General features: G+C 73.2%; 2 protein-coding genes and 2 pseudogenes. All 4 read left to right on the top strand.

Features of this window, described 5'->3' with window-relative positions:
• Positions 1-711, top strand: a pseudogene (locus tag ACFXA3_RS39360) (UL36 very large tegument protein); the annotation flags it as partial.
• Between the two features lie 151 nt (positions 712-862).
• Positions 863-1,705 (top strand): nitrilase-related carbon-nitrogen hydrolase, encoded by an 843-nt coding sequence (locus ACFXA3_RS39355; protein WP_385195694.1) that lies wholly within the window; start codon positions 863-865, stop codon positions 1,703-1,705.
• Positions 1,702-2,997, top strand: a complete 1,296-nt coding sequence (locus ACFXA3_RS39350) for an aspartate aminotransferase family protein (protein ID WP_385195691.1) — start codon at positions 1,702-1,704, stop codon at positions 2,995-2,997. Before ACFXA3_RS39355 ends, ACFXA3_RS39350 begins: the two co-directional genes overlap by 4 nt.
• A 16-nt stretch (positions 2,998-3,013) precedes the next feature.
• Positions 3,014-3,232 (top strand): annotated as a pseudogene (locus tag ACFXA3_RS39345) (dihydropyrimidinase); the annotation flags it as partial.

Here is a 3,232-nt window from a genome sequence, read left to right as displayed (position 1 = left end):
CCGGAGGGGGGCGCCGCGCCAGAGTGGGCCGTCCCGCCGGAGTACGCCGTTCCGGCCGAGGGGGCCGCCCCCGCGGGTCAGGTCGCCCCGCGAGGGTGGACCGCCGCGCCGGAGCGGACCGTCCCGGCCGGGCAGGCCGTCCCGCCGGAACGCGTCGTCCCGGGGGAGGGTTCCCGGGTTCCGGGCGTCGGCGGGATCGTGCGCGTCGTCCGGGAGTTGGCGGGGCTGCGGGCCGAGGGGCGCAGTGGGGAGGCGCACGTCCTGCTGTGCGAGGCCGCCGCCTGGCCCGCCGAGCGGCTGCCCGGCCTCGCCGACGAGCTGCTGCGCGCCGGGCTCGGCGCGGACTGGGCCACGCTGCTGTGGGAGGCGGCCTCGCTGCCGCCCGAGCGGCTCGCCGCGGTCGCGGCCGCCCTCGGCGAGGCCGGCCGCGCCGCCGACTGCGAGGCGCTGCTGCGCCAGGGCGCCGCCCGCCCCGCCGCCGAGATCGCCGACGCCGCCCTGGCCCTGGCCGGGGCCGGCCGGCTCGCCGAGGCCGACGCCCTCCTCGGTGCGTTCGTCAAGGTCCGTACCGCGGAGGAGGCGGTCCGGCTCGCGCGCCGCGCGCCCCAGTGGTTCACTCCGCGGCTGCTCCGGGCCGCCGAGGCCCTGTCCGCCGCGCACCACCGTGACCTCGTACACGCACTGCGGGTTGCGAAACCGTCCGCCTCCTGACCGACACCGATCGCTCGGTGGCGTAATGCGATCGACTACGCCAACCGTGCAAGGCGCTCTTGCCCCACGGTGTGACGCGGCCTACGTTCTACTCCCTACGCATACCGTCTACGTGCGTAGAACTCGGCGTTCCCGTCGCGAGGAGCAGCTCATGGCCCAAGTCGTCCGCGCCGCACTCGTCCAGGCCACCTGGACCGGAGACACCGAGTCGATGATCGCCAAGCACGAGGAGCACGCCCGGCGGGCCGCCGCCGACGGCGCGAAGATCATCGGCTTCCAGGAGGTGTTCAACGCCCCCTACTTCTGCCAGGTCCAGGAGCCCGAGCACTACCGCTGGGCCGAACCCGTCCCCGACGGCCCCACCGTCCGGCGGATGCAGGAACTCGCCCGGGAGACCGGCATGGTCATCGTCGTGCCGGTCTTCGAGCGGGAGTCCGAGGGCTTCTACTACAACACCGCCGCCGTCATCGACGCCGACGGCAGCTATCTCGGCAAGTACCGCAAGCACCACATTCCGCAGGTCAAGGGCTTCTGGGAGAAGTACTACTTCCGCCCGGGCAACCTCGGCTGGCCCGTCTTCGACACCGCCGTCGGCCGCGTCGGCGTCTACATCTGCTACGACCGCCACTTCCCCGAGGGCTGGCGCGCCCTGGGCCTGGCCGGCGCCCAGCTGGTGTACAACCCCTCCGCCACCCACCGGGGCCTGTCCTCCTACCTGTGGCAGCTGGAGCAGCCCGCCTCCGCCGTCGCCAACGAGTACTTCATCGCCGCGATCAACCGCGTCGGCCAGGAGGAGTACGGCGACAACGACTTCTACGGCACCAGCTACTTCGTCGACCCCCGCGGCCGGTTCGTCGGCGACGTCGCCAGCGACAAGGAGGAGGAACTCCTCGTCCGCGACCTCGACTTCGACCTGATCAAGGAGGTCCGCGACCAGTGGGCCTTCTACCGCGACCGCCGTCCCGACGCCTACGGAGGGCTCGTACAGCCGTGACCAACCCGATTCCCCTGCACAGCCGGCACCGGTCCGTCCTGCCCGACTGGCTCGCGCTCTACTACAGCCGCCCCATCGAGCTCACGCACGGCGAGGGCCGCCACGTCTGGGACGCGGACGGCAACCGCTACCTCGACTTCTTCGGCGGCATCCTGACGACGATGACCGCCCACGCCCTGCCCGAGGTCACCAAGGCCGTCGCCGAACAGGCCGGGCGGCTCATCCACTCCTCCACCCTCTACCTCAACCGCCCGATGATCGAGCTGGCCGAGCGGATCGCCGCCCTGTCGGGCATCCCCGACGCCCGGGTCTTCTTCACCACCTCCGGCACCGAGGCCAACGACACCGCCCTGCTGCTGGCGACCGCGTACCGCCGCTCCAACCAGATCCTGGCGATGCGCAACAGCTATCACGGCCGGTCCTTCTCGACCGTCTCCATCACCGGCAACCGGGGCTGGTCCCCGACCAGCCTCTCCCCGCTCCAGACGTACTACGTGCACGGTGCCGTCCGCAGCCGCGGTCCCTTCGCGCACCTGGGCGACGCCGAGTTCACGGCCGCCGCCGTCGCCGACCTCGAGGACGTGCTCGGCCAGGCCCGCGGCGGCGTCGCCGCCCTCATCGCGGAGCCCATCCAGGGCGTCGGCGGGTTCACCGCCCCGCCCGACGGCCTGTACGGGGCCTTCCGCGAGGTCCTCGACCGGCACGGCATCCTCTGGATCAGCGACGAGGTGCAGACCGGCTGGGGCCGCACCGGCGACCACTTCTGGGGCTGGCAGGCCCACGCCCAGAACGGGCCGCCGGACATCCTCACCTTCGCCAAGGGTATCGGCAACGGCATGTCCGTCGGCGGTGTCGTCGCCCGCGCCGAGGTGATGAACTGCATCGACACCAACTCCATCTCCACCTTCGGCGGGTCCCCGGTCACCATGGCCGCCGGCGTCGCCAACCTCGGGTACCTGCTGGAGCACGACCTCCAGGCCAACGCCCGCCGCGTCGGCGGCCTGCTCCTGGAGCGGCTGCGCGCCATCGCCGCCACCGTGCCCGCCGTACGGGAGGTCCGCGGCCGCGGCCTGATGGCCGGTCTGGAGCTGACGAAGCCCGGCACCGGCACGGCCGACCCGGACGCGGCCGCCGCCGTACTGGAGGCCGCCCGCGAAGGCGGCCTGCTGCTCGGCAAGGGCGGCGGACACGACACCAGCGTGCTGCGCATCGCGCCGCCGCTGTCCCTCACCGTCGCCGAGGCGGAAGAGGGCGCCGAGATCCTCGAACGGGCCCTGCACAGCATCGTGTGACCGGGAGGCGCCGCACATGTCCATCCGCACCCTGATCCGCGGCGGTCTCGTCGTCACGGCCGCCGACGAACTGCACGCCGACGTCCTCGTCGAGGACGGCCGGGTGGCCGCCCTCGCGGCCCACGGCTCCGCGGCCGCCGAGGCCTGGACGGCCGACCGGACGATCGACGCGAGCGGGAAGTACGTCATCCCCGGCGGGGTCGACGCCCACACCCACATGGAGCTCCCCTTCGGC

It is taken from the genome of Streptomyces sp. NPDC059456, from assembly GCF_042750055.1.
Lineage (GTDB): Bacteria > Actinomycetota > Actinomycetes > Streptomycetales > Streptomycetaceae > Streptomyces.
This window is presented reverse-complemented; position numbering and strand designations above follow the sequence as displayed.